This is a genomic window from Pantoea sp. FN0302, from assembly GCF_050113775.1.
Classification (GTDB): Bacteria; Pseudomonadota; Gammaproteobacteria; order Enterobacterales; family Enterobacteriaceae; genus Mixta; species Mixta alhagi.
Map to the genome: position 1 here is coordinate 1952169 of NZ_JBNJSM010000001.1, position 25572 is coordinate 1977740.

At 52.4% G+C, this 25572-nt stretch carries 20 protein-coding genes and 7 tRNA genes; 21 read left to right on the forward strand and 6 right to left on the reverse strand.

Annotation, left to right across the window (positions count from 1 at the left end):
* The first annotated feature begins 262 nt into the window (after positions 1 to 262).
* The gene (gene fur / locus ACQE32_RS09165) at positions 263 to 706 is read left to right on the forward strand and encodes a ferric iron uptake transcriptional regulator (protein ID WP_085067602.1); all 444 of its coding nucleotides are present in this window, start codon (positions 263 to 265) and stop codon (positions 704 to 706) included.
* A 77-nt stretch (positions 707 to 783) separates the two neighbouring features.
* On the opposite strand, the gene chiP is transcribed toward fur, so the two are convergent.
* The 4 genes from chiP to nagE form a co-directional block, all read right to left on the reverse strand.
* Positions 784 to 2187 carry a chitoporin ChiP gene (gene chiP, locus ACQE32_RS09170; protein ID WP_426981004.1) on the reverse strand — a complete coding sequence of 468 codons (1404 nt, stop codon included), beginning with the start codon at positions 2185 to 2187 and terminating at the stop codon, positions 784 to 786.
* Positions 2188 to 2553: 366 nt separating this feature from the next.
* Positions 2554 to 3804 carry a tryptophan permease gene (mtr, locus tag ACQE32_RS09175; RefSeq protein WP_426974097.1) on the reverse strand — a complete coding sequence of 417 codons (1251 nt, stop codon included), beginning with the start codon at positions 3802 to 3804 and terminating at the stop codon, positions 2554 to 2556.
* Positions 3805 to 4005: 201 nt separating this feature from the next.
* Positions 4006 to 5673: a glutamine--tRNA ligase gene (glnS, locus tag ACQE32_RS09180; RefSeq protein ID WP_250652112.1), complete on the reverse strand. Its 1668-nt coding sequence runs from the start codon at positions 5671 to 5673 to the stop codon at positions 4006 to 4008.
* A 155-nt stretch (positions 5674 to 5828) separates the two neighbouring features.
* On the reverse strand, positions 5829 to 7856 hold the full coding sequence (nagE, locus tag ACQE32_RS09185; protein ID WP_427021760.1) for an N-acetylglucosamine-specific PTS transporter subunit IIBC: 2028 nt from the start codon (positions 7854 to 7856) through the stop codon (positions 5829 to 5831).
* Positions 7857 to 8198: 342 nt separating this feature from the next.
* Here nagE and nagB point away from each other — a divergent pair, with 342 nt between their 5' ends.
* The 11 genes from nagB (at position 8199) to ACQE32_RS09240 (ending at position 14276) form a co-directional block, all read left to right on the forward strand.
* On the forward strand, positions 8199 to 8999 hold the full coding sequence (gene nagB, locus ACQE32_RS09190; RefSeq protein ID WP_085067612.1) for a glucosamine-6-phosphate deaminase: 801 nt from the start codon (positions 8199 to 8201) through the stop codon (positions 8997 to 8999).
* Positions 9000 to 9066: 67 nt separating this feature from the next.
* Entirely contained in the window at positions 9067 to 10215 is a 1149-nt protein-coding gene (gene nagA, locus ACQE32_RS09195) for an N-acetylglucosamine-6-phosphate deacetylase (RefSeq protein ID WP_250652110.1), read from the forward strand.
* A gap of 6 nt (positions 10216 to 10221) precedes the next feature.
* Positions 10222 to 11442 (forward strand): DNA-binding transcriptional regulator NagC, encoded by a 1221-nt coding sequence (gene nagC / locus ACQE32_RS09200; protein WP_085067614.1) that lies wholly within the window; start codon positions 10222 to 10224, stop codon positions 11440 to 11442.
* Between the two features lie 291 nt (positions 11443 to 11733).
* Positions 11734 to 13401 (forward strand): asparagine synthase B, encoded by a 1668-nt coding sequence (gene asnB, locus ACQE32_RS09205; protein ID WP_085067615.1) that lies wholly within the window; start codon positions 11734 to 11736, stop codon positions 13399 to 13401.
* A gap of 219 nt (positions 13402 to 13620) precedes the next feature.
* Positions 13621 to 13697: transfer RNA gene (locus tag ACQE32_RS09210), tRNA-Met, on the forward strand.
* Between the two features lie 7 nt (positions 13698 to 13704).
* Positions 13705 to 13789: transfer RNA gene (locus ACQE32_RS09215), tRNA-Leu, on the forward strand.
* A gap of 22 nt (positions 13790 to 13811) precedes the next feature.
* Positions 13812 to 13886 (forward strand) — tRNA-Gln (locus ACQE32_RS09220).
* Between the two features lie 35 nt (positions 13887 to 13921).
* A tRNA-Gln gene (locus tag ACQE32_RS09225) sits at positions 13922 to 13996 on the forward strand.
* Between the two features lie 21 nt (positions 13997 to 14017).
* Positions 14018 to 14094: transfer RNA gene (locus ACQE32_RS09230), tRNA-Met, on the forward strand.
* A gap of 6 nt (positions 14095 to 14100) precedes the next feature.
* Positions 14101 to 14175 (forward strand) — tRNA-Gln (locus tag ACQE32_RS09235).
* Positions 14176 to 14201: 26 nt separating this feature from the next.
* Positions 14202 to 14276: transfer RNA gene (locus ACQE32_RS09240), tRNA-Gln, on the forward strand.
* An 86-nt stretch (positions 14277 to 14362) separates the two neighbouring features.
* Here the strand turns inward: ACQE32_RS09240 and ubiF are convergent.
* A complete protein-coding gene (gene ubiF / locus ACQE32_RS09245; protein WP_085067616.1) occupies positions 14363 to 15535 on the reverse strand; it encodes a 3-demethoxyubiquinol 3-hydroxylase in 1173 nt (390 codons plus the stop codon).
* Between the two features lie 175 nt (positions 15536 to 15710).
* Here ubiF and miaB point away from each other — a divergent pair, with 175 nt between their 5' ends.
* From miaB to ACQE32_RS09290, 9 genes are all read left to right on the forward strand, one after another.
* Positions 15711 to 17135 carry a tRNA (N6-isopentenyl adenosine(37)-C2)-methylthiotransferase MiaB gene (gene miaB / locus ACQE32_RS09250; RefSeq protein WP_426974095.1) on the forward strand — a complete coding sequence of 475 codons (1425 nt, stop codon included), beginning with the start codon at positions 15711 to 15713 and terminating at the stop codon, positions 17133 to 17135.
* 208 nt (positions 17136 to 17343) lie between these two features.
* Complete coding sequence (locus ACQE32_RS09255) at positions 17344 to 18396, forward strand: PhoH family protein (protein ID WP_426974094.1); 1053 nt, start codon at positions 17344 to 17346, stop codon at positions 18394 to 18396.
* Entirely contained in the window at positions 18393 to 18866 is a 474-nt protein-coding gene (ybeY, locus tag ACQE32_RS09260; RefSeq protein ID WP_426974093.1) for an rRNA maturation RNase YbeY, read from the forward strand. The genes ACQE32_RS09255 and ybeY overlap by 4 nt, the downstream gene beginning before the upstream one ends.
* 77 nt (positions 18867 to 18943) lie before the next feature.
* On the forward strand, positions 18944 to 19822 hold the full coding sequence (gene corC / locus ACQE32_RS09265) for a CNNM family magnesium/cobalt transport protein CorC (RefSeq protein WP_085067620.1): 879 nt from the start codon (positions 18944 to 18946) through the stop codon (positions 19820 to 19822).
* Between the two features lie 44 nt (positions 19823 to 19866).
* Complete coding sequence (gene lnt, locus ACQE32_RS09270; protein WP_427021761.1) at positions 19867 to 21399, forward strand: apolipoprotein N-acyltransferase; 1533 nt, start codon at positions 19867 to 19869, stop codon at positions 21397 to 21399.
* A gap of 384 nt (positions 21400 to 21783) precedes the next feature.
* Positions 21784 to 22680, forward strand: a complete 897-nt coding sequence (locus ACQE32_RS09275; RefSeq protein WP_085067622.1) for a glutamate/aspartate ABC transporter substrate-binding protein — start codon at positions 21784 to 21786, stop codon at positions 22678 to 22680.
* 154 nt (positions 22681 to 22834) lie between these two features.
* Positions 22835 to 23575, forward strand: a complete 741-nt coding sequence (locus ACQE32_RS09280; RefSeq protein WP_426974092.1) for an amino acid ABC transporter permease — start codon at positions 22835 to 22837, stop codon at positions 23573 to 23575.
* Complete coding sequence (gene gltK / locus ACQE32_RS09285; RefSeq protein WP_250652684.1) at positions 23575 to 24252, forward strand: glutamate/aspartate ABC transporter permease GltK; 678 nt, start codon at positions 23575 to 23577, stop codon at positions 24250 to 24252. Before ACQE32_RS09280 ends, gltK begins: the two co-directional genes overlap by 1 nt.
* Positions 24253 to 24978 (forward strand): amino acid ABC transporter ATP-binding protein, encoded by a 726-nt coding sequence (locus ACQE32_RS09290; protein WP_426974091.1) that lies wholly within the window; start codon positions 24253 to 24255, stop codon positions 24976 to 24978. It abuts the gene before it with no gap.
* 47 nt (positions 24979 to 25025) lie between these two features.
* On the opposite strand, the gene ACQE32_RS09295 is transcribed toward ACQE32_RS09290, so the two are convergent.
* Complete coding sequence (locus ACQE32_RS09295) at positions 25026 to 25508, reverse strand: zinc ribbon-containing protein (protein WP_427021659.1); 483 nt, start codon at positions 25506 to 25508, stop codon at positions 25026 to 25028.
* Between the last annotated feature and the right edge of the window lie 64 nt (positions 25509 to 25572).

Genomic DNA, 25572 nt, shown 5'->3' on the forward strand with positions numbered 1-25572 from the left:
ACCCGTATCGGTCGCGCGCTTTCCTGCCGTGGTGCTGTAAAGCGGCAGGATCAAGCGAAATGTAAACACAGCATCATATGGGCATGAACAACGCCGGACGTAGCGATCTTCTCTTTACTTCCACTTGCGATTTCACGCGCACCCTTACGGTTTTCATTTCGAAGCATCAGTTCTATAATGAGACGCTATTAGCTTAGCGTCGACCGATGTTCATGGCTGTTCAGCCACATTGTGACTAGCAAAGTAACAGGACAATATCCGCATGACTGACAATAACACCGCATTAAAGAAGGCCGGACTGAAGGTCACACTTCCGCGACTAAAAATCCTGGAAGTGCTTCAGGGACCTGAGAGCCATCACGTCAGTGCGGAAGAGTTATACAAGCGACTCATTGATATGGGCGAAGAGATCGGGCTGGCGACGGTTTATCGCGTCCTGAACCAGTTTGACGATGCCGGTATCGTTACCCGCCATAACTTTGAAGGCGGCAAATCCGTTTTCGAACTGACCCAGCAGCAGCACCACGATCATCTGATCTGCCTGGACTGCGGCAAGGTAATCGAATTTAGTGATGAGTCTATCGAATCCCGCCAGCGTGAAATCGCCACGCGTCACGGTATCAAGCTGACCAACCATAGCCTTTATCTGTATGGTCATTGCGCTTTGGGCGATTGCCGCGAAGACGAAACATTACACGATAAATAATCAATTATGCTATGCAGTAAAATGAAAACCGGTGCTCAGGCACCGGTTTTTTTTACCCTTCAGGCTGCCCGCATGCGTTAAAAAACAGTGAACGGGGCGATAACTATAAACTTCACGTCTTTCTCATCCTGGAAAATATTACCGTATCCGCCGCCGTAACTGGGGAGATTGCTGTGATTGTCGTAACGGGTAAAGTGCAGCTTAAACAGCGTATCCTTCGCCCTGCCCTGTTGAATGGTATAAAGCAGGTCCAGATTCCAGGCCGATTCCCTGATGCGCTGTTGCTGATCCCATTGCGGATGGGTAGCGGGTTTGGCATCCCAGCCCCAGACGTAAGAGGTTCCGACCGTCCAGCCAGGAAGATCCCAGCCGCTTAAGTCATACATCACCCCGGTAAAAATCGCTTTTTCACCATTGGCGTTCCAGTCGGAGCGCGCATCCCACCAGATATCAAGACGCCCGTTAGAGCTGCCATAGGAGGGCGTCATACGCTGCAGAAAGTAGCCCTGATTGCCTTCCGCTTTCACCCAGGTTCCTTCCAGACGGAAATCAACAGGTCCCTGGTTATAGCTAAAAGTCAGCGCCTGCAGCCAGGCCACCCCATCATAAACATCGTTGCCGTTCGCTGCCCCACCTTTTTCATGGTCATGCGCACCATAAAATTGATAGCTGGTAAGCAGATCATTACCCGCCAGCGGCATGGTCCATGAGGCTTTGGCGAAATATTGATCCATATAATTTGCCGCCTGGCCCCATGAAGCTTCCAGGATTACCCGGTTTTTAAAATCATAGCGGGCACCGACCGCATGCAGCCAGGGAATACCGGTTTTGCCATCGGCCTTGCGGAACGAATACAGATGCTGATACCAGGGCGCTTTATAGCGATCGCTCCAAATCCAGGAGATATCCAGCGCCCCCGCGTCAGACAGATCCTGATGCACCCCAGCCTCCAGAGCGCGATAGGTGCCGGGTAAAAAACTCCAGTGCGGCGTCAGCAGCGTTTGCCCCTGAGGCTGCAAATATCCTGCCCGCAACCAGTAATCTCCCACTTTCATTTTTAAAGCCGCTTTATACAAACTGGCACCGCTGCGATCGCCGCCCCACTCTTCATCCCAGGCCGTTCTCGCTTTACTGAAGCCGATTTCATTTGGCGCTGCCGGGCCGCTATTGCTTATTTCCCACGCGCCAAATAACGCCACATCCAGGCCGATAAAATCTGCCGCGTAGCCGGAATTAAAATCCAGGCTGCTGTTAAAGGTGGCATGATGCAGATTAGCCTGATATTGCCCATACTTTTCGCTTGCAGGATCCATATCTTTACGATCGCGCTGCCGCTGCCAGTAATAAACAGCGCCCGTAAGCGATGCATCTTCTAAAAAGCCGGTGGCATGAGCAGGTGGAAGGATAATAAGGCTTGAAAGCGCAGTGATAATGGAAACTGACCAGCCAGTAGCCTTACGCTTCCCTGTTAAGGCGCGCATGATTAATTCCTCTTTGACGGAAAAATAAAAAACAGCAGCAAACATTGGGAAATAGATTCAGCTGCGTAAGTAAGAATATTTTTCACATCATAAATTATCAATACGCAAAAGAGATTAATGTATTAAACTATGATCTTAGCCGCATAACAGACGTTGAATTTTAACAAGCAGATAAAGTTTTTTATTATAAAAACATCATTATATTCAGGCGATTTTTCCTGCCTGATAAAGGGATGGGCAATAGCGGGAAATAGCCTTAAAAATAGCGCTAATTAAATAATTTATTTCACAGTAATTAATCTGACAAATAAATACAAACGTGATGCTTATTCTCAGGACGGTAAATAAAACGTCCTGAGAATAAATTTAGCGGGCGTAGACCGGAAGTAAATCAGCGTAGCTCAGTAACGACACCACGATATTCAGAACGGCAAACAACAGCACCAGCAGTACCGGTAGATTGCCGCCTTTTAAACGCCAGCCTTGGGGTTGCGGAAAGCGTTGTCTGGCACGCCAGACCAACAGCGCCGGTGTGATAACTGCCCAAACGGTGGCGGCCAGCCCGGCATAGCCAATCGCCACCAGAAAACCATTCGGCCAGATTAACGCTGCGGAAAGCGGCACAACAAATGTGATCAACGTGGTTTTTAACCGCCCTGTCGCACCCTTATCCATTTTCAGCAAATCGGCCAGATAATCAAACAGCCCCAGCGTAACCCCAAGAAATGAGCTGGCAACGGCGAAAGTTGAAAAAATAGTGAGCAGTACGCTAAGCGAGGCGTTTTGCAGTAGATTACCTAACGCGTCAACCAGTGCATCGATATTGCCGCCGCGTTGGGCTATCGCAATAAAGTCCGTGCGTGGAATATTCCCCATGGTGCCAATAATCCAGACCAGATAGATCATCAGCGCCGCCAGGGTTCCCAGCAATAAGCAGCGCGCCACTTTTTTACCATTGCCCTGGTAATAGCCGAGCAGTCCGGAAATATTGCCGTGGTAACCAAACGAGGCCAGGCAAAAAGGAATCACCATCCAGCCATAGCGAAGATAATGGCTTTCCGTTGCGTTGGTATCAAACAGCAACGCCGGCTTAACATGTCCAAGCAGGCCACCGAACAGCAGAAAGAAAGTAATAACTTTCGCGCCCAGAAAGATCAGCGTAACGCGGCTGACTGCGGCCGTCCCCAGCCAGACAAACAGCGCCACCAACAGTGTAAAACCCAGTCCCGCCGCTCTGGCAGAAACCGGCATCGCCAGCGTAGCAAAGGTATGCTGCAAAATAGCGCCGCTGGCTGAAATATAGGCATAGGTCAAAATACCCAGCACAAAGAGGATGGACGCGCCGTTAAGCAGGTTCCAGCGCTGGCCCAGCAGATCGCGCGTCAGCGTATCGAAGCCCGCCCCGCCCGGATAGTGCAGGCTCGTCTCCAGAAACATCAGCCCGGACAGCAGCATGCAGAGCCAGGTAAATAATAAAATAGCTGATGACCAGCTAAACCAGGCACCGGACATCACTACCGGCAGCGAAAACATACCGGCTCCGACTATCGTACCGGTAATGATCAGCGTGCCCCATAGTATTGAGGGAAGCTTGCTGGCGGAAACCGCTGTTTCCATAACATGTCCTTAGAATGATATTTGTTCATTTAATGTTCAGTTGGCACTCTGTCTGGCTGAGAGGCCATTAAGGAAGATATTCTACCCGATAGTGAACTCATGAACTAGTACATGTCATAAAAAACGGCTCAATGCGCTGCCAGGGTTGTAACAAGCAAAAAAAAGGCGGCTCACTAAGCCGCCTTTGATTATTGAAACGTCTTACTCGCCGCTTTTAGCCCAGGTGTCACGCAGGCCAACGGTACGGTTAAATACCAGATGCTGCGGACTGGAATAAACACTGTCGGCACAGAAATAGCCTTCGCGTTCAAACTGGTAAGGCGAGGTGGCTTCAGCCTGCTTCAGGCCTGGCTCGACAAAGCCATGCTTAATCACCAGCGATTCCGGGTTAATGGTCGCCAGGAAATCTTCCGCCGCGCCCGGATTCGGCACGCTAAACAGACGATCGTAAAGACGGAACTCGGCCGGTGCCGCATGTTCTGCCGATACCCAGTGGATAACGCCTTTCACTTTACGGCCATCCGCCGGATCTTTGCTCAGCGTATCAACATCGCAGGTGCAGAAAATGCAGGTAATATTACCCTCTTCATCTTTCGCGATACGCTCGGCACGGATAACGTAGGCATTGCGCAGACGCACCTCTTTACCCAGCACCAGACGTTTATACTGCTTGTTCGCTTCCTCACGGAAATCAGCGCGATCGATCCAGACTTCACGGCTAAAAGGCACTGAACGCGTGCCCATCTCCGGCTTATTCGGATGATTTGGCATGCTGATGATCTCTTCATGACCGGCGGGCAGGTTCTCAATCACCACTTTCACCGGATCGAGCACTGCCATTGCGCGCGGCGCATTTTCGTTCAGATCGTCACGAATACAGGATTCCAGCGCCGCCATCTCCACGATGTTATCCTGCTTGGTCACGCCAATGCGGCGGCAGAATTCGCGGATAGACGCAGCGGTATAACCACGGCGGCGCAGACCAGAAACGGTAAGCATGCGCGGATCGTCCCAGCCTTCCACCACTTTCTCTGTGACCAGCAGGTTCAGCTTACGCTTGGACATAATGGCGTATTCAAGATTCAGGCGAGAGAATTCGTACTGACGCGGATGTACCGGGATGGTGATGTTATCCAGCACCCAGTCATACAGACGGCGGTTATCCTGGAACTCCAGCGTACAAAGCGAATGGGTGATCCCTTCCAGCGCATCGGAAATGCAGTGGGTGAAATCGTACATCGGATAGATGCACCACTTGTTGCCGGTCTGATGATGCTCGGCAAATTTCACGCGATACAGCACCGGATCGCGCATGACGATAAAGTTGGATGCCATATCGATTTTAGCGCGCAGGCAGGCGGTGCCTTCAGCAAATTCACCGTTGCGCATTTTCTCAAATAGCGCCAGGTTTTCTTCTACGCTGCGATCGCGGTATGGGCTGTTTTTACCCGGCGAGGTCAGCGTGCCGCGATATTCGCGGATCTGTTCCGGCGACAATTCATCGACATAAGCCAGACCTTTGTTGATCAGCTCAATGGCGTAGTGATAAAGCTGGTCAAAATAGTTGGAGGAGTAACGAACTTCACCACTCCACTGGAAACCCAACCATTGCACGTCACGCTTGATTGACTCGACATACTCGATATCTTCTTTTACCGGGTTGGTATCGTCAAAACGCAGGTTACACTCGCCCTGATAATCTTGCGCGATGCCAAAGTTCAGGCAGATAGATTTTGCGTGACCAATATGCAAATAGCCATTTGGTTCCGGTGGAAAACGGGTATGCACACTGCTGTGCTTGCCGCTCGCCAAATCTTCGTCGATGATCTGACGAATAAAATTAGTTGGGCGGGCTTCAGCCTCACTCATCACTGTATCCTCAACACGAAATGTCTGGTCGTTATAACCATGAAATAACGGATATGATCCACAAAGCGTGCAAGGGAAACAACCGTTTGTTAGCGCTGAGACAGAAAAAAGGCAGGAATCGCTTCCTGCCTGAAGAGGTTTAACGCAGAGGCGCGTTATTTCTGGATTTCGTACAGTTTGCTTTCGCCTGCAATCACCGTTCCGGTGGCCAGCGATGTCATTCCGGTGAAGTCGTCGATATTGCTCACCACCACCGGGCTGATCATGGAGCGGGCGTTGGCATTAAGGAAATCGAGATCCATTTCCAGCACCGGCTGACCGGCGCTTACGGTTGCGCCCTCTTCCACCAGTCGCGTAAAGCCTTTACCCGCTAACGCCACGGTATCCAGCCCCATATGCACCACGATTTCCACGCCATTTGCCGTTTCCAGGCAGAATGCATGATTGGTGTTAAAGATTTTCACTACCGTTCCGGCAATCGGTGCTACCACTGTTTTACCGGTAGGTTTGATCGCTACGCCATCACCCACGGCTTTGCTGGCGAAAGCTTCATCAGGCACCTGATCAATCGGCACAATTTCACCGCTTACCGGCGCGACCAGGGTGGCAATAGTTTGCTGAGCGCTTTCCGGAGCCGCTTTTACTGCAGGCTCAGCGGCGATAAGTGGCGCTGCGCCACCGGATGCCGCTACCGGTCCTTTTGCCAGGACATTTTTCATTGCTGAGGCGATGGATTCCGCCTGGGTGCCGACAATAATTTGTACGCTCTGCTTGTTCAGACGGATCACGCCGGATGCGCCTAAACGCTTCGCCAGCTGTTCGTTCAGCGCTGCGCTGTCTTTTACATTCAGACGCAGACGCGTAATACAGGCATCAATATGCGTCAGGTTAGCTGAACCACCTACCGCGCTAATATAGCGACGCGCCAGGGATTCGGTTTCCGTTTCGCCCTGCAGGTTATTTTCAACATTTACATCGTAGCCATCCGTCTCATCACCGGAAACCGCCAGTTCACGACCCGGAGTCAGCAGGTTGAAGCGTTTGATGGTAAAACGGAACACCAGATAATAGATAACAAAGAACACCAGCCCCTGCGGGATCAGCATATACCACTGGGTTGCCAGCGGATTGCGCGATTGCAGCGCCATATCCACCAGCCCGGCGCTGAAGCCGAAACCGGAAATCCAGTGCATGCTCGCAGCGATAAACACTGAAATACCGGTCAGGACCGCGTGGATAAAGTAAAGCACCGGTGCCACAAACATAAAGGAGAATTCCAGCGGCTCGGTAATACCGGTAAAGAAAGCCGCAAACGCTGCGGCGATCATAATGCCGCCTACTTTGGCGCGATTTTCCGGATGCGCGCACTGATAAATCGCCAGCGCAGCGCCCGGCAGACCAAACATCATGATCGGGAAGAAGCCCGCCTGATATTGCCCCGTTACGCCAACAATCCCTTTACCGCTGGCAATGGACTGCGCGCCGCCGAGGAAATTAGGGATATCGTTGATGCCCGCCACGTCAAACCAGAAAACAGAGTTCAGCGCATGATGCAGACCGACCGGAATCAGCAGGCGGTTAAAGAAGGCATAAACGCCGGCGCCAGCAGAACCCAGTTTTTGAATATGTTCGCCAAAAGTGACCAGCGCGTTGAAAATAAGCGGCCAGACATACATCAGAATAAAGGCGATCAGGATCATCAGGAAGGAGACCAAAATGGGCACCAGCCTGCGTCCGCTAAAGAAGGAGAGCGCTTTCGGCAGTTCTACGTGGCTGAAGCGGTTATAAACTTCAGCAGAGAGAATACCCACCAGAATACCGACAAACTGGTTATCAATTTTGCCGAATGCGGCTGGCACTTGCTCCAGCGGCATTTTCTGAATCATCGCCACTGCCGCTGGAGAACAGAGCGTGGTCACGACCAGAAAGCCTACAAAGCCCGATAGCGCCGCGGCACCGTCTTTATCTTTCGACATGCCATAAGCAATACCCACGGCAAACAGCGCAGGCATATGTTCGATAATCGCGCCACCCGATTTAATCAGCAGCGCGGCCAGTGCGTTACCCGCTCCCCAACTATCGGGATCGAGCCAGTAACCGACGCCCATTAAAATTGCGGCGGCGGGTAGCGTAGCAACAGGCACCATCAGCGCCCGGCCCACCTTTTGCAAATAACTAAGAATATTCACTCTTTCCCCCTGTGAGAATCAAAAAAGGCGTCTGAAGCTGTTACTTTTATTATCACATCCCTCAGATAACCTAACGAAAGTACAGCATGCTATGCAGTGTAAAAAGAATTTAATTCGCTTCGCAAATTAAAACCGCTCCGTATGTGACAGTTGTCACCATAAACTTGATTGAAGGTTGCATAGCGCTGGTTATCTCCCCCTACTTATTTTATGATTAAAAATATCCGGACGGCGATCTCCTTTACGGTAAGTGTTAACACATCAAAATACGCTTAGATTAGGTGGCTTTACCGTCCATTAACCGGTTTGAATAATACTCCTTAAACGAGGTCAACTATGAGACTAATTCCCCTGGCAAATGCTTCCCAGGTAGGTAAATGGGCCGCTCGTCATATCGTAAACCGTATTAACGCCTTTAAACCCACGCGCGAACGCCCTTTTGTACTTGGTCTGCCCACCGGTGGTACGCCGCTGGAAGCCTATAAACATTTAATTGAAATGCACAAAGCGGGCCAGGTTAGCTTTCAGAACGTCGTCACCTTCAATATGGATGAATATGTCGGCCTGCCGAAAGAACATCCTGAAAGCTACCACAGCTTTATGTATCGTAATTTTTTCGATCACGTTGATATTCCGCGAGAAAACATCAATCTTCTTAATGGAAATGCGGCGGATATTGACGCAGAATGTCGCCAGTATGAAGAAAAAATTCGTGCTTATGGAAAAATCCACCTGTTTATGGGCGGCGTAGGCAATGACGGTCATATCGCCTTTAACGAACCTGCGTCTTCGCTGGCATCCCGTACTCGCATCAAAACGCTGACGCATGATACCCGCGTCGCTAACTCACGCTTTTTCGATGGCGATGTGAATCAGGTACCTAAGTATGCCTTAACGGTGGGCGTTGGCACGCTGCTGGATGCTGAAGAAGTGATGATTCTGGTGACCGGCCATGTGAAGGCGCAGGCGCTACAGGCAGCAGTCGAAGGCAACGTTAATCATATGTGGACGATCAGCTGTCTGCAGCTTCATCCCAAAGCAGTAGTGGTTTGCGATGAGCCTTCCACCATGGAGCTGAAGGTAAAAACGGTCAAGTATTTCCGCGAAATGGAAGCGGAAAATATGCAGAATTTATAATCACTGGATTTAACCCCCTGTCCGGTTAACCTGCCGGACAGATGCCGCCTTGAGTCGGGAGAATATTATGTACGCTTTAGTAAATGGTCGCGTGTTTACCGGCCATGAGATCCTGGATAATCACGCTGTTATTATTAATAACGACCTGATTGAACGTGTCTGCCCTCACAATGAGCTGCCAGCGGAATGCGAACAGCGTGATGTGGGCGGTGCAATTATTGCTCCCGGCTTTATTGACGTTCAGCTAAATGGCTGCGGCGGCGTCCAGTTTAATGATGATATTGATGCGATTAGCCTGGAAACCCTGGCTATTATGCAAAAAGCGAATGAAAAGTCAGGCTGCACCAGCTTTCTTCCTACCCTGATTACCAGCAGCGATGAGCTGATGGTGCGGGCGGTCGAGGTGATGCGTAGCTGGCTGAAACTGCATTCCCATCAGGCGCTCGGCCTGCATCTTGAAGGCCCGTGGCTGAACGTGGCGAAAAAAGGCACCCACCACGCAGAGTTAATCCGTAAACCCGATGCGGCACTGGTGAAATTCCTGTGCGATAACGCCGATGTGATTACCAAAGTTACCCTGGCGCCAGAAATGGCGGGCACCGAAGTGATCCGTCAATTACATGATGCTGGCATTATTGTTTCCGCCGGGCACTCTCATGCTACCTATGATGAAGCGCGTAGCGGTTTTGCCGCCGGTATCAGCTTTGCCACCCATTTATATAACGCCATGCCGGTAACAACCGGTCGCGAACCTGGTTTGATTGGCGCACTGCTGGATACGCCAGAAGTTTACTGCGGCATTATTGCCGACGGCCTGCATGTTCACTACGCTAACGTGCGCAACGCAAAACGCATCAAAGGCGATAAGCTGGTACTGGTTACTGATGCCACCGCGCCGGCCGGTGCAGCCATTGACCGGTTCATTTTTGCCGGTAAAACAATATACTATCGAAACGGGCTGTGTGTTGACGAAAACGGGACACTGAGCGGATCGGCGCTAACGATGATCGAAGCAGTAGAGAACTGCGTTGAACATGTCGGCATTTCACTGGATGAAACCTTGCGTATGGCAACGCTTTATCCAGCCCGTGCAATGGGCGTGGATAAACAGTTAGGCTCTATTGAAGCTGGAAAAGTAGCAAACCTGGCTGTTTTCACACGCGATTATCACATTATCAAGACTATCGTTAACGGTAACGAAGTCTTTAGCGAGTAATCATTGATGACCACTGGCGGCCAGGCACAAATAGGAAATGTCGATCTCGTAAAGCAGTTAAACAGCGCAGCGGTTTACCGTCTTATCGATCAGATGGGTCCGATTTCCCGTATTCAGATTGCGGAGCATAGCCAGCTTGCGCCAGCCAGCGTCACAAAAATTACCCGCCAGCTTATTGAGCGCGGTCTGATAAAAGAGGTCGATCAGCAGGCCTCTACCGGCGGTCGTCGCGCTATTTCGATCGTTACCGAAACGCGAGGCTTTCATACCATCGGCGTGCGCCTTGGGCGTAACGACGCCACGCTCACGCTCTACGACCTGAGCGGTAAGTCGCTGGCGGAGGAGCATTACCCGCTGCCTGAGCGCACCCAGGAGACGCTGGAGCATGCGCTTTTCAATGCCATCGATCACTTTATTGCCGCTCATCAGCGTAAGCTGCGTGAGCTGATTGCCATCTCTGTTATTTTGCCGGGCCTGGTGGATCCCCATAGTGGCATCATCCGTTATATGCCACATATCACAGTCAATAACTGGCCGCTGGTCGCCAATCTTAAACAGCGTTTTCACGTTACCAGCTTTGTTGGTCATGACATTCGCAGCCTGGCGCTGGCGGAACACTATTTCGGTGCAAGTCGCGACTGCGCAGATTCTATTTTGGTGCGCTTACATCGCGGCACCGGAGCGGGCATCATCACTAACGGTCATATTTTCCTTGGCAGCAACGGCAACGTAGGGGAGATAGGTCATATTCAGGTGGATCCGCTGGGCGAGCGCTGCCACTGCGGCAACTTTGGCTGTCTGGAGACCATTGCCGCCAACGGCGCGCTGGAAAATCGCGTGCGTCGTCTGTTGCAGCAAGATTACCCCAGTACGTTAACGCTGGATGATTGTACGATTCACGCTATCTGCAAAGCAGCCAATCGCGGTGACAGGCTGGCGACGGAAGTGATTGAGCATGCCGGGCGCTATTTAGGTAAAGCGATCGCGATTGCGATTAATTTGTTTAATCCACAAAAAATCGTGCTGGCTGGCGAGATCACCGAAGCGGAAAAGGTGCTGTTCCCGGCTATTGAAAGCTGTATCAATGCGCAAACGTTAAAGGCGTTTCGTAAAAATTTACCGGTCGTGCGCTCGGAGTTGGATCATCGTTCCGCCATTGGCGCTTTCGCGCTGGCCAAACGCGCCATGCTGAATGGTGCCCTGCTCCAGCATCTGCTGGAAGAATAACCGCTAACGCCAGCCTTTCACGGCTGGCTTTTTTTTTGCGTTGCGCCCGCACGGATGTTTTTTGCTCATCGGAGCATCTTTTTTGATGAATCCACAATTTTCAGCGCTTTTTATTAGATAAAATCTAATATCCGACGCCTGACAACAACCTTTTTATCAAGAAAAAGGGAAATCGCTTGCATTGCATGTACCAGATAGCGCATTTTCTTATACATCACGCAACGACAGGCGTTGCTTATCCAACATCACTTAATGAAAACATCACCGTTTAGGTGAGATCAGGAGTAGGTTATGTGTTCAATCTTCGGTGTACTCGATCTGAAAAGCGACGCTTCAGAACTGCGTAAAAAAGCGTTAGAACTTTCACGCCTGATGCGTCATCGCGGCCCGGACTGGTCCGGTGTCTATGCTGACGATCATGCCATTCTGGCGCATGAACGTTTGTCGATTGTTGACGTTAACAACGGCGCGCAGCCCCTGTACAACGCAGCCCATACCCACGTTCTGGCCGTTAACGGTGAAATCTACAACCACCAGGCGCTGCGCGCAGAGCTGAGCGATCGCTATGCGTTTCAGACCGGCTCCGACTGCGAAGTGATCCTGGCGCTCTATCAGGAGAAGGGCGTTGATTTCCTGGACGACCTGCAGGGCATGTTCGCTTTCATCCTTTACGATAGCGAAAAGAAAAGCTGGCTGATTGGCCGCGATCATATCGGGATTATCCCGCTCTATATGGGCAACGATGAGCATGGCAACCTGTTTGTGGCTTCAGAGATGAAAGCGCTGGTGCCGGTATGCCGCACCATTAAAGAATTCCCGCCGGGAAGCTATCTTTCCAGCACCGACGGCGAAATTCGTCGTTATTACCAGCGTGACTGGATGGAATATGACAGCGTCGCCAACAACTCTACCGATGCAACCGCGCTGAAAAATGCGCTGGAAGAGTCAGTAAAAGGTCATCTGATGTCTGATGTGCCTTACGGCGTGCTGCTTTCAGGCGGTCTGGATTCGTCCATTATTTCAGCGATCACCAAACGCTTTGCGGCCAAACGCGTGGAAGATCAGGATAAGAGCGATGCCTGGTGGCCGCAGCTGCACTCTTTCGCCGTTGGTCTGGAAGGCTCGCCCGATCTGAAAGCGGCCCGTTCCGTCGCCGATCACCTGGGTACGGTGCATCATGAGATTCACTTTACCGTGCAGGAAGGTCTGGATGCGATTCGCGATGTGATCTATCACATTGAAACGTATGATGTCACCACCATCCGCGCCTCTACGCCGATGTACCTGATGTCACGTAAGATTAAAGCGATGGGCATTAAAATGGTGCTCTCTGGCGAAGGTGCCGATGAAGTGTTTGGCGGCTATCTCTACTTCCATAAGGCACCAAACGCGAAAGAGTTCCATGAGGAAAACGTCCGTAAGCTGCTGGCGCTGCACATGTATGACTGTGCGCGTGCCAATAAGGCGATGTCCGCATGGGGTGTGGAAGCGCGTGTGCCCTTCCTCGATAAAAAATTCCTCGACGTGGCGATGCGCATCAACCCACAGGATAAAATGTGCGGCAGCAACGGCAAAATGGAAAAACATATTCTGCGTGAATGCTTCTCTTCTTACCTGCCGGAAAGCGTGGCCTGGCGTCAGAAAGAGCAGTTCTCTGACGGCGTAGGCTACAGCTGGATTGATACGTTGAAAGAAGTCGCCGCACAGCAGGTAAGCGCTCAGCAGCTGGAAACTGCGCGCTATCGCTTCCCGTACAACACGCCAACATCAAAAGAAGCCTATCTCTACCGCGAGATCTTCGAAGAGCTGTTCCCGCTACCCAGCGCGGCAGAGTGTATTCCAGGCGGTCCGTCTGTGGCCTGCTCTTCTGCTAAAGCCATTGAGTGGGATGAAGCCTTTAAAAGCATGGACGATCCGTCTGGGCGCGCTGTTGGCGTACACCAGTCCGCCTATAAATAAGCGATCTCACATCACTGATAAAACGGGCCTGCGCGGCCCGTTTTTTTATTGCATCTGGCGGTGTTACGATCAAAAATTGTCGTTTTTATCATCATGCTGGTTACAAGCCAGTCAAACAGTGTGCGAATGGTAAAAAACGACAAAAAACTTGTTGACGCTCTTGAGTGCAATACGCATAATGCGCCCCGCAACGCCGATGAAGGTAGCGCGAAAAAAGATGGCTACGTAGCTCAGCTGGTTAGAGCACAGCACTCATAATGCTGGGGTCACAGGTTCGATTCCCGTCGTAGCCACCATCTTTTTGCGGGAGTGGCGAAATTGGTAGACGCACCAGATTTAGGTTCTGGCGCCGCAAGGTGTGCGAGTTCAAGTCTCGCCTCCCGCACCATTTCAGTCATCGGTTTAGCGGATGGGGTATCGCCAAGCGGTAAGGCACCGGTTTTTGATACCGGCATTCCCTGGTTCGAATCCAGGTACCCCAGCCATATTTCTGATGTGAAACTGATGCGTAATCGGATCTTGGGATATCGCCAAGCGGTAAGGCACCGGTTTTTGATACCGGCATTCCCTGGTTCGAATCCAGGTATCCCAGCCACATCAGAAAGCAATAAAATTTGGCTACGTAGCTCAGCTGGTTAGAGCACAGCACTCATAATGCTGGGGTCACAGGTTCGATTCCCGTCGTAGCCACCATTTTATTGGGGTATCGCCAAGCGGTAAGGCACCGGATTCTGATTCCGGCATTCCGAGGTTCGAATCCTCGTACCCCAGCCAATTAAAAACTGTTTATCCCATTTTATTGGGGTGTCGCCAAGCGGTAAGGCACCGGATTCTGATTCCGGCATTCCGGGGTTCGAATCCCTGCACCCCAGCCAAACAGTGTAAAAAAGCCCGCTTCTGCGGGCTTTTTTGCGTCTGCGTATCTGGTATTTCAGCGGGCGCTGCCTTCCGCCCGCCTCGTTTACAATCCCAGCGCGTAACGCAGCGCCTGACGTTTCAGCACGCCAGCATGTTCTGCCGCCATCAATCCCACATTACGCAGCACGCGCAGCGGTGGCAGGCGGTTGCTGAAGGCAAAATAGAAAAGATCCATACCGCTCTGCATCAGCAAATTATCTTTCTGGCGCTGACGTTGATAACGCAGCAAGACCCGCTCTGAAGACCACTCTTCCGCCTGGTTGCGAGCCGTGGTTAACACCTCAATCAGCGCATCAACGTCGCGGTAGCCCAGATTTACCCCCTGCCCGGCCAGCGGATTGATGGTATGCGCCGCATCACCTACCAGCGCCAGCCCCGGCTGCACATAACGATTGGCGTGACGACGCACTAACGGGAAAGAGGCAGCCTGCTGCACGCGAAAACGCCCCAGACGCGACGGGAAACAGCGTTCTACCTCTTTTTGCAACTGTTCTGGCGACAGCGTCTGCAGCTGGCGAATGCGGGCCGGGCTGTCATACCAGACCAGCGACGCCCAGCGATCAAACAGCGGCAGCAACGCATGAGGCCCCTCTGGCGTGAAATGTTGCCAGGTGGTATCGCCTGCCGCATGATCCAACTCCACGCTTATCAGCATACAGGACTGGCTATAGTTCCAGCCCTGAATGCCAATACCGGTAAGCTGGCGCACCTGAGAGTTCGCCCCATCGGCACCGATCACCAGCCGGGCCGTAAGCGTCTGGCCATCTTCCAGCACCAGCTGCCAGCCGCCGTTATGCTGCTGCAAGGCACTCAATTTCGCTGGCGCGAACAGGCTAACCGGCTGCTGTTGCAGACGCTGCCACAGCGCCAGCTGCAATACCGAATTCTCCACCATGTAACCCAACTCTGGCAGACCAAGACTTGCGGCATCAAACTGTACGCGCGCCGTCTGCCATTCCCAGGTTTCCAGCTTACGATAGGGCGCACAGCGCATTTGCTGTACGGCCGGCCAGACTTCCAGCTGTTTGAGTAAATCCACCGAGGCGCAGCCGATGGCGGAAATGCGAATATCTGGCGGCGCGTCAGGATCGAAAGCCGCCGGAACGTCTCGCTCCAGTACGGCAACCTGAAAGCCCTGCTGCGCCAGCCCACTTGCCAGCGCCGCGCCAACCATACCTCCGCCAACCACGACGACATCGAATTGCGTTTGATGCATAAATTTATCCTTTTGTGCCCTGCCGTCTCGCGGCGACAGGTCCGCGAGCCCGTTAAGTTAAAGTGTACCGGAAATCCTGCGAAAAACAGAAAAGCCGATACACTGGTCACAACAGCAGCAAAGCATTACAATACGCGCCCTGCAATCCTTCCTGCACTGATAAATGGCAAGTTAGATGAGTAAAAAACTGCATATCAAAACCTGGGGCTGTCAGATGAACGAATACGATTCATCTAAAATGGCCGACCTGCTGGAGAGTACGCACGGCTATACCCTCACGGAAGTGGCGGAAGAAGCTGATATTCTGCTGCTTAATACCTGCTCTATCCGCGAAAAGGCACAGGAGAAAGTCTTTCATCAGCTGGGCCGCTGGAAGACGCTGAAAGAGCGTAATCCTGAACTGATTATTGGCGTGGGTGGCTGCGTCGCCTCGCAGGAAGGTGACCATATTCGTCAGCGCGCCAGCTATGTCGATATTGTCTTCGGCCCGCAAACCCTGCATCGCCTGCCGGAAATGATCAACACCGTGCGCGGCTCGAAAAGCCCGGTGGTGGATATCAGCTTCCCGGAAATTGAGAAATTTGACCGCCTGCCGGAGCCGCGCGCTGAAGGTCCGACGGCGTTTGTTTCCATTATGGAAGGCTGCAACAAATACTGTACTTTCTGCGTGGTGCCTTATACGCGCGGTGAGGAAGTCAGCCGTCCCTGCGATGATATTCTGCTGGAAATTGCCCAGCTCGCCGCTCAGGGCGTTCGTGAAGTGAACCTGCTGGGCCAGAACGTTAACGCTTATCGCGGCCCTGCTTTCGATGGCGGCATCTGTTCTTTTGCCGAACTGCTGCGTCTGGTGGCGGCGATTGACGGTATCGATCGCATTCGCTTTACCACCAGCCATCCGATCGAATTTACCGACGATATTATCGAGGTTTACCGCGATACGCCGGAACTGGTGAGCTTCCTGCATCTGCCGGTGCAGAGCGGTGCTGACCGTATCCTGACCCTGATGAAGCGTGCCCATACGGCGCTGGAGTATAAAGCGATTATCCGCAAGCTGCGGGAAGCGCGTCCGAATATTCAAATCAGCTCTGACTTTATCATCGGCTTCCCTGGCGAAACACAGGAAGACTTTGAAAAAACCATGAAGCTGATCGCCGACGTTAACTTCGATATGAGCTTCAGCTTTATCTATTCTGCGCGTCCCGGCACGCCGGCTGCCGATCTGCCGGACGATGTCAGCGAAGAAGAGAAAAAGCAGCGTCTCTATATCCTGCAGGATCGCATTAACCAGCAGGCAATGGCATGGAGCCGTCGCATGATGGGCACCGTGCAGCGCATCCTGGTTGAAGGGCCGTCACGTAAAAATGTGATGGAGCTTTCAGGCCGTACGGAAAACAACCGCGTGGTGAACTTTGAAGGCACGCCGGAGATGATCGGCAAGTTCGTCGATGTGGAAATCGTGGACGTCTATACTAACTCTCTGCGTGGCGTGGTGGTTCGTACCGAGCAAGAGATGGGCCTGCGCGTTGCAGAAAGCCCGGCTTCCGTCATTGCGCGTACCCGTAAAGAAAATGAAATTGGCGTGGCCATTTTCCAACCCTGATATGATGTCATTCAACGGTGGGCAGCGCTTGCCCACCGCACAATTTCACCTCATTGCACTTGCTTTCTGAAAGCAACGCCCAAATATCGGCTTTACAGCTTGCGCCTTTTGGTCATGCCATAAATACTTCTGCTATGGTTCGCCTGTATCTCAGGCGGCAAGTCCCTGTTAATTATCAACCTGGCCCTGAGCGACCCAAAGGATTAGTTTGAATATCGAAACACGCGAAATAGAATTAGAACCTGCTGATAACAACCGGTTGCAGAGCCTGTGTGGTCCGTTTGACGATAACGTGAAGCAGCTGGAGCGTCGGCTGGGCATTGAGATCAGCCATCGCGATCACAGCTTTAAGCTGGTTGGACGCGCGCTCTGCGTAAATGCCGCTGTGGATATCCTGCGTACTCTGTATGTGGATACCGCGCCGGTACGCGGCGTTATCCCGGACATCGAGCCGGAACAGATCCATCTGGCGATTAAAGAGAGCCGCGTGCTGGAGCAGACGGCGGAAAGCGTGCCTGAATATGGCAAAGCGGTAAATATCAAAACCAAACGCGGCGTTATTAAGCCACGTACGCCGAATCAGGCGCAGTATATTGCTAACATCCTCGACCATGACATCACCTTCGGTGTAGGCCCTGCGGGTACGGGTAAAACCTATCTGGCGGTGGCTGCTGCGGTTGATGCCCTGGAGCGCCAGGAAATACGCCGTATTCTGCTGACGCGTCCGGCCGTCGAAGCGGGTGAAAAGCTGGGCTTTCTGCCCGGTGATTTAAGCCAGAAGGTCGATCCCTATCTGCGCCCGCTTTATGACGCGCTGTTCGAAATGCTGGGCTTTGAGCGCGTAGAAAAGCTGATAGAGCGTAACGTGATTGAGGTTGCCCCGCTGGCTTATATGCGTGGCCGTACCCTGAATGATGCGTTTATCATTCTCGACGAAAGTCAGAACACCACCATTGAGCAGATGAAGATGTTTCTGACCCGTATCGGTTTTAACTCCAAAGCGGTTATTACCGGCGACATTACCCAGATCGACCTGCCGCGCAACGCCAAATCAGGTCTGCGCCATGCGATCGAGGTGCTGTCAAACGTCGAAGAGATCAGCTTTAACTTCTTCCACAGCGAAGACGTGGTGCGTCATCCGGTTGTTGCCCGTATCGTAACGGCCTATGAGGCCTGGGAAGAGGCCGATCAGAAGCGTCGTGATAAACTGGCCGAAGAACGTAAGCGCGAAGCGCAGGCAGCTGCACAGGAACAGAAATGAGTCAGGTTATTCTCGATTTACAGTTGGCTTGCGAACAGGCCAGCGGCCTGCCGACCGAAACGGATTTCCGTCGCTGGCTGGAAGCGGTGCTGCTGCAGTTTCAGCCCGAAAGCGAAGTCACTATTCGCGTAGTGGACGAAGCGGAAAGCCACGATCTTAACCTGACCTGGCGCGGAAAGGATAAGCCGACTAACGTGCTCTCTTTTCCTTTTGAAGCGCCACCCGGCATAGAGTTACCGCTGCTGGGCGATCTGGTGATTTGCCGTCAGGTTGTCGAGCAGGAAGCCGCCGAGCAAGAGAAAGCGCTGGAGGCGCACTGGGCGCACATGGTTATTCATGGCACCCTGCACTTGCTGGGTTACGATCATATCGAAGATGATGAAGCCGAAGAGATGGAATCGCTGGAGACCGAGATAATGCTTGCTCTTGGTTATCCCGATCCGTACATTTCGGAGAAAGAGGCGCCGTAAAGGCTGCCTGTTGTTAAATCCTGCCGGCAAAGGCTGGCAGGCCGATCCTCATAAAGAGAGACCCATACCAGAACGCCATGAGCGACGACCATTCACAAAACAGCGACAGTCCCAGTAGTAAAAAGGGCTTTTTTTCCCTCATTCTCAACCAGCTTTTTCATGGTGAGCCTAAAAACCGTGAAGAACTGTTGGAACTCATTCGTGATTCCGAACAGAACGAACTGATCGATCAGGATACGCGTGACATGCTGGAAGGCGTCATGGATATCGCTGAGCAGCGCGTCCGCGATATCATGATCCCCCGCTCGCAAATGATTACGCTGAAGCGCAATCAAAGCCTGGAAGAGTGTCTGCAGGTCATTGTTGAGTCTGCCCATTCCCGCTTCCCGGTGATTAGCGAAGATAAAGATCATGTCGAAGGGATCCTGATGGCAAAAGATTTACTGCCGTTTATGAGCAGTGGATCAGAGCCGTTCAGCATGGAAAAGGTGCTGCGTCCAGCCGTTGTCGTGCCGGAAAGTAAGCGCGTGGACCGCATGCTGAAAGAGTTTCGTTCTCAGCGCTACCATATGGCGATCGTGATCGATGAGTTTGGCGGTGTTTCCGGCCTGGTGACCATTGAAGATATTCTTGAGCTGATCGTGGGTGAAATTGAAGATGAATATGATGATGAAGAAGATCGTGATATTCGTCAGCTTAGTCGTCACGCCTATACCATTCGTGCGCTGACGCCGATTGAAGACTTCAATGAAGCCTTTGCCACGCAGTTCAGCGATGAAGAGGTCGATACTATTGGTGGTCTGGTGATGCAGGCGTTTGGTCATCTGCCGGCGCGTGGTGAAAGCATCGACATTGAAGGCTATCAGTTTAAAGTCGCGATGGCGGACAGCCGTCGTATCATTCAGGTGCATGTAAGGATACCGGAAAATGCTCCACTGCCTGTGCTGGATGAATAACGCTTTGTAGGGCTATTGCCTGATTCTGGATGAATAACACATTTATGGCTATTGCCTCTGTTTACGCCCGTCAGCAGGTTCGCCTGCTGCTGGCTTTAGGTGCCGGCGCCGTCGGCACCCTGGCTTTTTCCCCGTATGATTTCTGGCCTGCCGCGCTGCTTTCGCTGATCGGCTTACAGGCGCTGACCTTACAACGCACCACGCCACAGGCTGCCGCTATCGGCTTCGCCTGGGGCTTTGGCCTGTTCGGCAGCGGCATAAACTGGGTATACGTCAGCATCGCCACTTTTGGCGGCATGCCTGGCCCGGTCAATGTTCTGTTGGTTATTCTGCTGGCTGCTTATCTGGCGCTCTATCCGCTACTATTTGCCGCAGTGGTGAATCGTCTTAGCCCACAAGCGAGCCTGTTAAGGCTGGTATTACTGGCGCCGGTTGCCTGGCAGGTCAGCGAGTTCTTGCGCGGCTGGATCCTGACCGGTTTTCCGTGGCTGCAGTTCGGCTACAGTCAGATTGACGGTCCGCTAAAAGGGCTGGCTCCGCTGGCGGGCGTGGAAGGCGTCACCTTCCTGCTAATGATTATCGCCGGGCTGGCAGTTTACGCATTAATGCAGCGACGTCTGTGGCCAGCGCTGGCGGCGCTGGCGCTGCTGCTGCTGCCCTGGCCGTTGCGTTATATTAGCTGGTATCAGGCGCAGCCAGCGCGAGCGGTAAACGTTGCGCTGGTGCAGGGAAACATTGCGCAGTCGCTGAAATGGGATCCGGAACAGCTGCGTAATACGCTGCGCATTTACAGCGACAGCGTGCGTCACTATATGGGCAAAGCGCCGATTATCATCTGGCCGGAATCCGCCGTTTCCGATCTGGAAGTAAACCAGCAGCCATTTTTACACCAGCTTGATGATGCCCTGCAGGCGGGTGGCAGTACGCTGATTACCGGCATCGTGGATTCACGCCTGGAAGGCAACCGCTATCACGACTATAACTCGGTGATCGTGCTGGGCGGAAAAGAGCCCTACAACTATTACGGCGGCAATCGCTACCAGAAAAATCATCTGGTGCCTTTTGGTGAATTTGTGCCGCTGGAGTCGTTACTGCGTCCGCTGGCTCCCTTCTTTGATTTGCCAATGTCCTCTTTCAGCCGTGGCAACTATCTACAGCCTCAGCTACAGGCGGCGGGCTATAATCTGACCACGGCTATCTGCTATGAAATTGTGCTGGGCCAGCAGGTCAGGGATAACTTCACTGCGCAAACCGATTTTCTGCTAACGGTCTCGAATGATGCCTGGTTTGGTCACTCTATCGGCCCGTGGCAACACTTCCAGATGGCGCGCATGCGCGCGCTGGAGCTTGGCCGTCCGCTATTACGCAGCACCAATAACGGTGTAACCGCCGTTGTTGGCGCCGATGGCGAAGTGCAGCACATTATTCCGCAGTTTACTCGTCAGGTACTGGAAGCGAAGGTCACGCCGACAACCGGTCTGACGCCTTACGCACGCACCGGCAATCTTACCGTCTGGTTGATAACGCTGTTGTTTACTCTGGCTGCAATTTTTACGGCGCGCCGCTCTCGCCGCTAACTTTCCAGGCGAAGCCCATGCTTCGCCTGTTTTCCCCTCTGCTCTTGTTTCATCAAACCGACATCTTTTTTTCATACCTTCACTGGCACAGGCTTTGCATTAGTTTGATAGCGAAACCGTGCTTTCTGCGCTCACGCCAACGGGCCGTCAGCTTTTGCACCATGCAGGGTCAGCCAGTGCTCCCCTTTGGCGCAGAGCAGCAGAAATGCATTGATTTGGTGCGGCGGACTTCGCAAAAAACAAACTTTTCTGTTTCATTACGTTAACATTCCGCTATGTTAAGAATTATTCAGAACCCGTTCTGGAACCAAAAGAAAAGCGGCAGGCATTAATAACCTATCTCGGTCCCTGAATTAGGTGCCAAAAACATGAAGGAGTTGGAACATGCAGATGCGCAAAGTTGCACTGTCTCTGCTGTTGCTCAGTGCAGCAGCAGGCGCAGCCCAGGCCGAAGAACTCACCGGCACGCTGAAAAAAATTAATGATAACGGCGTGATTGTTGTCGGGCATCGTGAGTCTTCCGTTCCCTTTTCATATTACGATAACCAACAGAAAGTGGTGGGTTACTCTCAGGCTTATTCTAACGCCATCGTCGATGCCATTAAGACCAAACTGAATAAACCCGATCTGCAGGTCAAAATGTTGCCGGTGACGTCGCAAAACCGCATCCCTCTGCTGCAAAACGGCACCTACGATTTCGAGTGCGGCTCCACCACTAATAACCTGGAACGCCAGAAACAGGCCGCCTTCTCCAATACGGTCTTTATTATCGGTACGCGCCTGCTGGTTAAAAAAGGCAGCCCGATTAAAGACTTCACCGATCTGAAAGGCAAAACCGTGGTTGTGACATCGGGCACCACTTCAGAGGTGTTGCTGCATAAGCTGAACGATGAGAAAAAACTGGAGATGCGCATTATCAGCGCCAAAGATCACGGTGACTCCTTCCGCACGCTGGAAACCGGCCGCGCCGTGGCCTTTATGATGGATGACGCCCTGCTGGCGGGTGAACGCGCCAAAGCCAAAAAGCCGGATAACTGGGAAATTGTCGGCACGCCGCAGTCGAAAGAGGCTTACGGCTGTATGCTGCGCAAAGACGATCCGGCGTTTAAAGCGCTGGTCGATGAAACCATTGCGAAGGCGCAAACCTCCGGTCAGGCAGAAAAGTGGTTTGATACCTGGTTTAAACAGCCTATCCCACCGAAAAACCTCAATATGAACTTTGCGCTTTCTGAAGACATGAAAACGCTGTTTAAAACGCCAAATGACAAAGCGTTGAATTAATTACAATGAAAACAGGGCGATGCGTCGCCCACTCGATTGCTGAAAACAGGCTCGGACAGACAGCGTGAGTCGGTCGTTCCCCGGCTCACGATCCACAGAAGCCTCTCATCAATCTTCAGGGTAGCTTAGCTACCCTTTTTTACCGGAGTTTGTTATGGGTATTGACTGGAACTGGGGCATTTTCTTTGAACAGGCCCCGTTTGGAAACACCACCTATCTCGGCTGGCTGTGGTCAGGGTTGCAAACCACGGTTACCGTTTCGTTATGCGCCTGGATTATCGCCTTTTTCGTTGGCTCTTTTTTTGGCATTTTGCGTACGGCCCCCAGCCGCCTGCTGTCAGCAATTGGCACCTGCTATGTTGAGCTGTTCCGTAATATTCCTTTAATCGTTCAGTTCTTTTTTTGGTATCTGGTAGCGCCGGAACTGGTGGGTGAAGATGTGGGGATGTGGTTTAAGGCCGAACTCGATCCTAACCTGCAGTTTTTCCTCTCCTCGACCATTTGTCTTGGGCTTTTTACCGCCGCACGCGTTTGTGAACAGGTGCGCGCAGCGATTCAGTCGCTGCCGCGTGGACAACAGAGCGCTGGCCTGGCAATGGGGTTAACGCTGCCGCAAACCTATCGTTATGTGCTGCTGCCTAACGCCTATCGCGTGATCGTACCGCCGATGACCTCGGAAATGCTGAACCTGGTAAAAAACTCCGCTATCGCCTCCACTATTGGCCTGGTGGATATGGCCGCGCAGGCGGGCAAGCTGCTGGACTATTCCGCCCACGCCTATGAATCCTTTACCGCCATCACGCTCGCCTACATCGGCATTAATCTGGTGATCATGCTGTTAATGGGCCTTGTAGAGCGCAAGGTGCGTTTGCCCGGCAATATGGGGAGTAAATGATGTACGAATTTGACTGGACTTCGATTATCCCCAGCCTGCCTTACCTGATTAACGGCCTGGTCATTACCCTGAAAATCACCGTGACGGCAGTGGTATTTGGCATTCTCTGGGGCACTCTGCTGGCGGTAATGCGCCTCTCTACGTTTAAGCCAATCAGCTGGTTTGCCAACCTGTATGTGAACCTGTTCCGCTCCGTGCCGCTGGTCATGGTGCTGCTGTGGTTTTATCTGGTGGTGCCCAGCTTTTTACAGCAGGTGCTGGGACTCTCGCCCAAAACCGATATTCGCCTGATTTCAGCTATGGTGGCCTTTTCGCTGTTTGAAGCAGCCTACTATTCAGAAATCATCCGCGCCGGTATTCAAAGTATTTCTCGTGGTCAGTCCAGTGCCGGACTGGCGCTCGGCATGACGCCGCTTCAGACCATGCGGCTGATTATTCTGCCGCAGGCGTTTCGTGCCATGGTGCCGCTGCTGCTGACGCAGGGCATTGTGCTGTTTCAGGACACCTCGCTGGTTTATGTGTTAAGTCTGGCTGACTTTTTCCGCACCGCCACGTCGATTGGCGAGCGTGACGGCACTCAGGTAGAGATGATCCTGTTTGCCGGTCTGGTTTATTTCGTTATCAGTATTAGCGCGTCAATGCTGGTCAGCTATCTAAAAAGAAAAAGGACGGTTTAAATGATTACCCTGAAAAACGTTTCGAAGTGGTATGGTCACTTTCAGGTGCTGACCGATTGTTCAACCCAAGTTAATAAAGGCGAAGTGGTGGTAGTGTGCGGCCCTTCCGGCTCCGGCAAATCGACGCTGATCAAAACCGTAAACGGGCTGGAACCCATTCAGCAGGGCACCATTGAGGTCAATGGCATCCAGCTGAACAATAAAAAAACTAATCTGGCCCAGCTGCGCGCTAAAGTCGGGATGGTATTCCAGCACTTTGAGCTCTTCCCTCACCTCAGCATTATAGAAAACCTGACGCTGGCGCAGATTAAAGTACTGAAGCGCAACAAAGATGAGGCGCGCGACAAAGGCCAGAAACTGCTGGCGCGCGTAGGGCTCTCCGCGCACGCCAATAAATTTCCGGCTCAGCTCTCCGGCGGGCAGCAGCAGCGCGTAGCCATTGCGCGCGCGCTCTGTATGGATCCGGTCGCCATGCTGTTTGACGAGCCCACCTCGGCGCTCGATCCTGAAATGATTAACGAAGTGCTGGATGTGATGGTGGAGCTGGCCCATGAAGGCATGACGATGATGGTGGTGACCCATGAAATGGGCTTCGCCCGTAAAGTGGCGCACCGGGTCATCTTTATGGATGAGGGCAAAATTATTGAGGACACTCAGAAAGAGGCCTTTTTTGCCGATCCGCGCTCCGATCGCGCTAAAGACTTTCTGGCCAAAATCCTGCATTGATCTTCAGGGCAGCCTGCTGGCTGCCCTGCTACGCAAAAGTATTAGGTTCAGGGCGTAAAAGGCTGGCGCTGGAAATGGTCATGCCCGCACTCAGGGCAAAGCGTCAGCGTCTCTGGCGTATAGATCGCCCGGGTAAAGTGGCACTTTTCACAAACCAGATTACCCAGCCCCACCACTTCGCCGCTCTGATAAACGCCATGGTGATTCAAATCCTGGAAAATCTCACGCCACTCCAGCTGGCTTTTATCGGTGATATCAGCCAGCTCTTTCCATACGCTTTCACGGATTACACGCATAAAAACGCTGTCTGTGGGGTCGTTTTCATTTTCATGATAGCTGCGGGCAAACTCCTCCAGGTCACGCCGGACCGCTCGCGTGACTTCGTTCACCTCGTTACGTGACAAATCGCTGTTCATTATAAGCTGCTGCCTGGCACGCTCTACCATTCCATCGATATCGCGTTCCCCCTGCGTTAAACGTTCGCTGAGCGAAGAGATCAATTGCTGATAATGCTGCGCCACCTTATTCATATATTCTCCTGTTATCGCGATTGATGACTACGAGCCTGCGCCCTCCGCGCGTTGGGTTGGTCAG

Excerpts from the sequence above, each read along its gene's own strand:
- fur (WP_085067602.1), top strand. The coding sequence starts at position 263 with ATGACTGACAATAACACCGCATTAAAGAAGGCCGGACTGAAGGTCACA.
- nagC (WP_085067614.1), top strand. The coding sequence starts at position 10,222 with ATGACCACTGGCGGCCAGGCACAAATAGGAAATGTCGATCTCGTAAAG.
- glnS (WP_250652112.1), bottom strand. The coding sequence starts at position 5,673 with ATGAGTGAGGCTGAAGCCCGCCCAACTAATTTTATTCGTCAGATCATC.
- nagA (WP_250652110.1), top strand. The coding sequence starts at position 9,067 with ATGTACGCTTTAGTAAATGGTCGCGTGTTTACCGGCCATGAGATCCTG.
- ybeY (WP_426974093.1), top strand. The coding sequence starts at position 18,393 with ATGAGTCAGGTTATTCTCGATTTACAGTTGGCTTGCGAACAGGCCAGC.
- lnt (WP_427021761.1), top strand. The coding sequence starts at position 19,867 with ATGGCTATTGCCTCTGTTTACGCCCGTCAGCAGGTTCGCCTGCTGCTG.
- nagB (WP_085067612.1), top strand. The coding sequence starts at position 8,199 with ATGAGACTAATTCCCCTGGCAAATGCTTCCCAGGTAGGTAAATGGGCC.
- ACQE32_RS09280 (WP_426974092.1), top strand. The coding sequence starts at position 22,835 with ATGGGTATTGACTGGAACTGGGGCATTTTCTTTGAACAGGCCCCGTTT.
- corC (WP_085067620.1), top strand. The coding sequence starts at position 18,944 with ATGAGCGACGACCATTCACAAAACAGCGACAGTCCCAGTAGTAAAAAG.
- asnB (WP_085067615.1), top strand. The coding sequence starts at position 11,734 with ATGTGTTCAATCTTCGGTGTACTCGATCTGAAAAGCGACGCTTCAGAA.
- ACQE32_RS09295 (WP_427021659.1), bottom strand. The coding sequence starts at position 25,508 with ATGAATAAGGTGGCGCAGCATTATCAGCAATTGATCTCTTCGCTCAGC.
- ubiF (WP_085067616.1), bottom strand. The coding sequence starts at position 15,535 with ATGCATCAAACGCAATTCGATGTCGTCGTGGTTGGCGGAGGTATGGTT.
- ACQE32_RS09290 (WP_426974091.1), top strand. The coding sequence starts at position 24,253 with ATGATTACCCTGAAAAACGTTTCGAAGTGGTATGGTCACTTTCAGGTG.
- chiP (WP_426981004.1), bottom strand. The coding sequence starts at position 2,187 with ATGCGCGCCTTAACAGGGAAGCGTAAGGCTACTGGCTGGTCAGTTTCC.
- gltK (WP_250652684.1), top strand. The coding sequence starts at position 23,575 with ATGTACGAATTTGACTGGACTTCGATTATCCCCAGCCTGCCTTACCTG.
- miaB (WP_426974095.1), top strand. The coding sequence starts at position 15,711 with ATGAGTAAAAAACTGCATATCAAAACCTGGGGCTGTCAGATGAACGAA.
- mtr (WP_426974097.1), bottom strand. The coding sequence starts at position 3,804 with ATGGAAACAGCGGTTTCCGCCAGCAAGCTTCCCTCAATACTATGGGGC.
- ACQE32_RS09275 (WP_085067622.1), top strand. The coding sequence starts at position 21,784 with ATGCAGATGCGCAAAGTTGCACTGTCTCTGCTGTTGCTCAGTGCAGCA.